Raw genomic sequence first — 7,584 nt, forward strand, 5'->3', positions numbered from 1 at the left:
ACCTACCCCTAACCCCTTATCTCAGATACCTTATATCTTCATTTTATTTGGAGGTAATCATGAGAATTTCGCGAAGCCAAACACAATGGCAAACTATCATTAAAGACCACCAATCCAGTGGTTTAACCGTTATTGAATATTGCCAACAACTACAATTATCCACGTCGAACTTTTATGCCATTAAAAAGAAACTTGGCCTATCATCGAGAAATTTTGTTCGCGCTAAAATACCCCCACAAGTTGAGTTTGTTGAAGATAAAACCTTAATAACGGTAACCATGGGCAAGGTAAATGTCAGCTTGCCAAACACCACTTCCGCCAACTATTTAAGTCAATTGTTACGAGAGCTGGCTTTATGAAAATGTTTGTTGAGCCAACGAGTATTTTTCTACATCGAGACTTTATTGATTTTCGCAAGGCCATCAATGGGCTAAGAGAAAGATCAAAAAGATCAGGGCATCCAAAGACTTTGACTAAATTTCCAAGCTAACCTATGTTTAATTAATCAACATTGGTTAGCTATTGGAGGTAATGATGACTCAATCTCGCGATTCATTAATTTCACTTATCGATACCCCTTATTACCACTGCATTTCTCGTTGTGTACGACGAGCCTTTCTTTGCGGTGAAGACCGCTACACTGGGCAAAGCTTTGAACATCGTCGTCAATGGATGGTTGAGCGAATTCGCTATCTGACAGATATTTTTTCAATTCAAGTTTGTGCCTATACCATTATGTCCAATCACTACCATATTGTTTTATATGTGAATGAAGCGGAATCTGAAGCATGTTCTGATGAAGATGTTTGTGAACGTTGGGAAAAAATATATGCGATTCCACCTATTGTGCAGCGTTGGCAAAAAGGGGAGTTAACCTCGGATTAGCAAAAAGAATCGGCTTTGTCAGTCATTGCTGAGTGGCGTAGCCGATTATCAAACATTTCGTGGTTCATGCGTTGCTTGAATGAGTTCATTGCCCGTAAAGCGAATAAAGAAGACAGTTGCAAAGGCAGGTTCTGGGAAGGTCGCTTTAAATCGCAGGCATTACTTGATGAAAAGGCTTTGTTAACCTGTATGGCGTATGTTGATTTAAACCCTATTCGAGCAAAATTGGCACCCAGTGTTGATGAGTCTGAATATACCTCTGTTTTTGAACGTATTCACGGTAAATCACATCACACAGAGCTAGAGAGTGATAAAGAAGGAAAGGATTTAGTTAAGTTTATCGGCGCGGAGCATCAGTTACAGTCTTCGGGTATTAATTATTCACTCATTGATTACTTAGAGCTTGTAGACTGGACAGGCCGTGTTATGAGGAAAGGTAAGCGAGGTGCGATACCTCCACAAACACCTGCTTTACTCGGTGTGCTTGGCTTAGATAATGAAACATGGTTTAGTTTGGCGAATGATTTTGGTAAAACCTATCATGGTGCTATTGGTTCGTTAGAAGAGTTAGCGCTGTTTGCTGAGCATACGGGGAAGCGTTGGGTTTCAGGCAAAAATAAATTGCGGAATATATATCACTGAAAGAGCGGAAGGTAAAAATGTGCTGAAAGCTAAGGCTAGCTTGAAGGTTGGAAAGTAATAACGATACTTGGAGTTAAAACTAGCTAGAAAGCTTAAACATGAAAGGCTAACCTTGAAGTCATAAGAGTACGAAGAATGACTATAAGTGAATACCAAGGCTTGTGTTTTGATTTGTTGCTGTGTTAGCCCTGTCCAATTTTGTTGCTAGCTAAAAGTAATCCACTGGATTACACCTGCTATATGCAAGCAATAGTAGGATTACCTGAATATAAAAAGCAAGTTCAAAAGCACTTATCTGAAAGTGATTCTGAACTTCTAATAAATTACTTAGCTGAACACCCGAAAGCTGGTGTCCTTATGCAAGGCACTGGTGGAATACGAAAGCTAAGGTGGGCTAAAAATGGAAGAGGAAAGAGTGGGGGAAGCGCTTTAAATCATGGGAATTACTTGATGTTCAAGCCTTATTAATATGTATGGCCTATGTTGATTTAAATCCAATTAGAGCAAAAATAGTGGCTAGTGTTGATGAGTTTGTATATACTTTTTTTTGAGCGTATCTTCTGAGACTTGAGTCTATTGATCTGCGTAATGGAAAAGGTCGCGTGGATATCAGCTATCGATGCGATCACGTACGTCTTCTGACATTTGTTTTTTAAATACTTCTTTAAATGAACGCATTTATTTACTATGATCAGTACTGTCTTTTTATATGCCTTCAGAGTTAATTTATGATTTTTCCCCTTATTATTCTTATCATTGCATTTGTTAGCTCTTTGTCCGCTATTATCCTACTGCGACCCTTTGCTATTAAAATAGGTCTAACGGATAAACCTAACTTTCGTAAAGTGCATGCTGGTCATATTCCGCTAATAGGTGGGATCTCCGTTTATATAGGATTGTTTACTGCGGGAATTTTGATTCTTTTCTTCTCTCCTACTCATGTTAATCAACTAATGACTTACCTTTTTGCCTCTTTACTCATGGTGATCACGGGTGCATTAGATGATCGTTTCGATTTAAGTGTAAAACTTCGTATTGCGGTACAGGTTGTTATTGCTTCAATAATGATGTTTATCGCAGGAGACGTAATCTCTGATTTAGGTAACATCCTCTATTTTACAGAACTTCCTTTAAGCTACTTAGGTTACCCATTTACGATTGTTGCTGTATTAGCTGCGATTAATGCATATAACATGGTTGATGGTATTGATGGTCTAATTGGTGGCGTTAGTGTTGCTACCTTTATCTCTTTAACTATTCTATTTGTTTTATCTGGCGATATGAGCGAAGCCTTTTTCTGTTTGTTATGTCTTGCTGTTTTGATTCCCTATTTTCTTTATAACTTACAGTTAACTAAGTATTCCCGTAAAAAAATATTCATGGGAGATGCTGGTAGTATGTTTATCGGGTTTACTGTTGTTTGGTTGCTTGCTATTGGTACGCAAAAAGGTTCATCTGGTACTGGTTTGGAAGGGGGCTCTTTTAAGCCTGTTGTTGCTTTGTGGATTATTGCGCTACCTTTGATTGATATGGTTTCTATTATGTTACGTCGTATGGGTAAAGGTGTATCGCCATTTCAGCCAGACAGAGATCATTTACATCATATATTCATGAGAGCTGGTTTCAGCTCTCGTGCAACGCTTATTTTTATTACTTTTATTGCGCTATGTCTAAGTTTGATTGGCGTTGCTACTACGATTCACAATACACCTGAATGGATGCAATTAGTTGCTTTTATTGCACTGTTTTTAACTTATAAGTTTTCTTTGTCTCGAATTTGGAGGTTATTAAAACTTCATCGCAAAGCGAAAGCATATCGCCGTTTGATTAGGCGTAAAAAATATAAGAGAAAATGCCGTGAGCAGGCCAATAAGAGCAAGAAGTGATTTTGACATTGCTATCGCTTTTAAAAATTTCAAGTTATCCGCTACTGATCGTTTTTTAAGGCCTAATTAGCTTGCTTTAGAATGGAGCGGTATACTTTCTTTACCTAAAAATAAAGTAAGCATTGTCGATATCAATCTTTGCCCTCTATACCTTTCTTATAATGTTATTTCAGATGGAAAGGTTATTTATGACTCAGGAACTTCACGTGGTTATCGTGAAAAAAGCCGGATATTTAGTCAGTATGAGTATCTGTGCATAGAGAACAGAATAAATGAAGGGCTTCAGCTTTATTTGTTAGAAGCTAAAAAACACAAAACTCAATATTTATTTGAGCTTAATGAACTTAAGGATGATTTGATAGCGGGTGATTTCAAATCAAGAGATTATCGTGCAACAGAGCGAGTATTACAGATTTTTACCGAACTGTGTATTGGGCTTGCTAAGCATTGGCTGAAAAGCATTCAAGGTAGTTCTGCTAATGAAGCTTATCAAACTTTCTCGTTATTAAAAGAACATGGCGTGATATGCAGTGATGAATTGCAATTATGGAAGCGAATTATTGGAATGCACAACGGTTTGCTGCATGACTACCTGAATATTGATTTGCTTATTGTTGAGAATATTATTAAACGAGAGCAGTACATTGCTTTAGGGCTGTTTGCCGATAAAGTGATTGATGTATTGTTAAAGAATAAGTAAAGGTTGTTTTTATTAAAGATAATTACAATCTAAGCCGTCACTTCCTGGTTTTGACTTCGGAAGTGATGCTTTAGCTTCGCGAGTTCTTTTTTGTGATTTAGTGCAGTTAAGGCAGAGCTGAAGCTCTACATTCTGGTTTTGACTTCGGATGTGATGCTTTAGCTTCGCGGGTTTATTATTTTGTAATTAGTGTGGTTAAGGCAGAGCTGAGGCTCTACATCCTGGTTTTTACTTCGGATATGATGCTTTAGCTTCGCGGGTTTATTATTTTGTAATTAGTGCAGTTAAGGCAGAGCTGAAGCTCTACATCCTGGTTTTGACTTCGGATGTGATGCTTTAGCTTCGCGGGGTTCTTTGTTTTGTTATTAGTGTGGTTAAGGCAGAGCTGAAGCTCTACATTCTGGTTTTTACTTCGGATGTGATGCTTTAGCTTCGCTAGTTCTTTTTTGTGATTTAGTGCAGTTAAGGCAGAGCTGAAGCTCTACATCCTGCTTTTTATTTCGGATGTGATGCTTTAGCTTCGCGAGTTCTTTTTTGTGATTTAGTGCAGTTAAGGCAGAGCTGAAGCTCTACATCCTGCTTTTTACTTCGGATGTGATGCTTTAGCTTCGCGAGTTTATTATTTTGTAATTAGTGTGGTTAAGGCAGAGCTGAAGCTCTACATCCTGATTTTTATTTTGGATGTGGTGCTTTAGCTTCGCGGGGTTCTTTGTTTTGTTATTAGTGTGGTTAAGGCAGAGCTGAAGCTCTACATCCTGATTTTTATTTTGGATGTGGTGCTTTAGCTTCGCGGGTTTATTATTTTGTAATTAGTGCAGTTAAGGCTGAGCTGGAGCTCTACACCCTGGTTTTTACTTCGGATATGATGCTTTAGCTTCGCGGGTTTCTTGTTTTGTTATTAGTGCGGTTAAAGCAGAGCTGAAGCTCTACATCCTGGTTTTGACTTCGGATGTGATGCTTTAGCTTCGCGTTTTTTGTTTTTATTGTTGATACAGTTAAGGCAGAGCTGAAGCTCTACATCCTGGTTTTTACTTCGGATGTGATGCTTTAGCTTCGCGGGTTTATTCTTTTGTAATTAGTGCAGTTAAGGCAGAGCTGAAGCTCTACATCCTACTTTTTATTTCGGATGTGATGCTTTAGCTTCGCGGGGTTCTTTGTTTTGTTATTAGTGTGGTTAAAGCAGAGCTGAAGCTCTACATCCTACTTTTTATTTCGGATGTGATGCTTTAGCTTCGCGGGGTTCTTTGTTTTGTTATTAGTGTGGTTAAAGCAGAGCTGAAGCTCTACATCCTGGTTTTGACTTCGGATATGTATGATGCTTTAGCTTCGCGGGTTTATTATTTTGTAATTAGTGTGGTTAAGGCAGAGCTGAAGCTCTACATCCTGGTTTTTACTTCGGATATGATGCTTTAGCTTCGCGGGGTTCTTTTTTGTGATTTAGTGCAGTTAAGGCAGAGCTGAAACTCTACATCCTGGTTTTTACTTCGGATGTGATGCTTTAGCTTCGCTAGTTCTTTTTTGTGATTTAGTGCAGTTAAGGCAGAGCTGAAGCTCTACATCCTGCTTTTTATTTCGGATGTGATGCTTTAGCTTCGCAGGTTTCTAAATTACGCAAAACTAAAGCCCCACTTTCGATGTTTCCTTTAAAAAATGTAACTCCACTTACCCCAAACATCAATTTGGTGTTCTTCGTCAATATCATCTGTGTATGCTGAATAAGTGTATGCGCTACCTGCTTCAACCTTCCCGCCAAACATTGGCCAAATATAAGTAAAATCAATTTGCGCTGCTTGTTCGCCAATTGGCGCTGCTGTATTACCACCGGGGGATGATGAATTTGAGTTATTTACATTCAAATCTAAATAACGCAAGTTTGATTTCCACTGGTTACCATTATCGCTATAGCCGATAAACCCTAATGTATAGGTTTGGCCGTCGTTATCGTAGGTTGATCCGATTGAACGGCCTTTGTAACGGTAGCCACCTCTGTAAGTGCTGTGTTCATAGGTACAGTTTCCATCGCCTTTGCAGGTTGCGTTGGTATCGCTGAACTCAAAGAATGTTTTGATAACTTGACCGCTCACGCGGTAAGTAACATCAGCTCCGTATAAATAGCTCTTTGCTTGGAAAGGCGGAAATCGATCTAAGCGAATAGCATCTTCCCCCATACTTTCCCAATAAAATCCGTAAGGCACTCCGTAGAGGGTGTCTCCCCAACGTGCATCGACTGCCGCTATTTGGTTCGCTGGATTTTCTCCAGAATAAACATTCGAATCACCCGTTAACATATTCCACCATGCCGCACCATCACAGCTTTTCCCTTCACCACAAATTTGCGCCGTACGTGAGACTCCAAACTCGAAATTTGGGTGTGGTTTAATGGATGCACGAAATGACCATAAAAGTGTGTCTTGAATGTGACGATAATCATCATCATTCATCCATGAAATACCGGTTGTCATTGTCCAAGGGCCAAGCCACTCTAAAAGGGGGACATCAAAGGCATCAGCGCTATTTCTTGTGATATTTAATGAAGGTAATGGGCGCGCATTGGTGCTTTTGGTGATTGCTGTATCCCAGCCTTGTCCGTACCACTCGCCGTAGCTTCCTGCTGTGATTATCCAATTTCCTAATAACATACTTACATAGCTGCCATCGAAACGTACATCATCCCCATCGGCTGCATCATAAGCATAGGTTGCTTCTAGATTGTAGGCGAAACGGTTAAATTCCCCCATGTGCGAGATGGTGGCTTCACCTTTTTCGCGTATGGGTGAACCGTAATGCTGAAAGCGCTGTGCATCGTTTGCCCCACCAAGAGATACCTTTGTTACAGACCCTTTAGTTCGGTACTGCTTATAACGATGATTTACTCGGTAGTAAGCATCTTTTGCTTCGGGAGATAAGTCTTCAAGGTTCGCATTGTTAATGCCTTGCATAACACCGCTCCACATAAGTGGGTAGGTGGTTGTTGGCGTGGTAATAACACCAACATCTGCAAGTAGTTGGATATCGGCGCGTAGGTGTAAATCATTTGCGTCTACCCAATGGTAGGACGCAATAGCCTGGCCACTAAAAAGAGCACATGCGAGCAATGAAGGTTTAAACAGCTTATGAATCACTTTTTAGTGTCCTTGTGAGGTAATTATTGTTGAGATTATAACCCTGAATTAGGCAGTTAAGCATTCTACCTTGCTAATTTGTGTGATGGAATTGTTTTAGTGGCGAAGTGAAATATTGAGGGGCTACAAAAAATATTATTTAACAAAGAGGGGGGAATGAGAAGGAAATAAGTTAAGGAAAATTATGCAGAGCTGAAGCTCTATATCCTGGTTTTTACTTCGGATGTGATGCTTTAGCTTCGCGGGTTTATTATTTTGTAATTAGTGCAGTTAAGGCAGAGCTGAAGCTCTACATCCTGGTTTTTACTTCGGATGTGATGCTTTAGCTTCGCGGGTTTCTTGTTTTGTT

The 7,584-nt window shown here is 39.5% G+C and carries 7 protein-coding genes; 6 read left to right on the forward strand and 1 reads right to left on the reverse strand.

Annotated elements, in window-relative coordinates; genetic code table 11:
* Positions 1 to 59: 59 nt before the first annotated feature.
* From tnpA to hepT, 6 genes are all read left to right on the forward strand, one after another.
* Entirely contained in the window at positions 60 to 359 is a 300-nt protein-coding gene (tnpA, locus tag CXF74_RS16115; protein ID WP_101083559.1) for an IS66 family insertion sequence element accessory protein TnpA, read from the forward strand.
* Between the two features lie 175 nt (positions 360 to 534).
* A complete protein-coding gene (locus CXF74_RS22645; protein WP_232772555.1) occupies positions 535 to 885 on the forward strand; it encodes a transposase in 351 nt (116 codons plus the stop codon).
* Between the two features lie 15 nt (positions 886 to 900).
* Complete coding sequence (locus CXF74_RS22650) at positions 901 to 1,527, forward strand: hypothetical protein (RefSeq protein ID WP_232772557.1); 627 nt, start codon at positions 901 to 903, stop codon at positions 1,525 to 1,527.
* A gap of 240 nt (positions 1,528 to 1,767) precedes the next feature.
* Positions 1,768 to 1,995: a hypothetical protein gene (locus CXF74_RS16125; RefSeq protein ID WP_198552883.1), complete on the forward strand. Its 228-nt coding sequence runs from the start codon at positions 1,768 to 1,770 to the stop codon at positions 1,993 to 1,995.
* 260 nt (positions 1,996 to 2,255) lie between these two features.
* A complete protein-coding gene (gene wecA, locus CXF74_RS16130; RefSeq protein WP_101083560.1) occupies positions 2,256 to 3,413 on the forward strand; it encodes a UDP-N-acetylglucosamine--undecaprenyl-phosphate N-acetylglucosaminephosphotransferase in 1,158 nt (385 codons plus the stop codon).
* A gap of 292 nt (positions 3,414 to 3,705) precedes the next feature.
* Positions 3,706 to 4,113 (forward strand): type VII toxin-antitoxin system HepT family RNase toxin, encoded by a 408-nt coding sequence (gene hepT / locus CXF74_RS16135; protein ID WP_232772558.1) that lies wholly within the window; start codon positions 3,706 to 3,708, stop codon positions 4,111 to 4,113.
* Between the two features lie 1,643 nt (positions 4,114 to 5,756).
* Here the strand turns inward: hepT and CXF74_RS16140 are convergent.
* Entirely contained in the window at positions 5,757 to 7,235 is a 1,479-nt protein-coding gene (locus CXF74_RS16140) for a capsule assembly Wzi family protein (RefSeq protein WP_101083562.1), read from the reverse strand.
* Positions 7,236 to 7,584 lie beyond the last annotated feature (349 nt).

Source organism: Psychromonas sp. Urea-02u-13 (assembly GCF_002835995.1).
GTDB lineage: Bacteria > Pseudomonadota > Gammaproteobacteria > Enterobacterales > Psychromonadaceae > Psychromonas.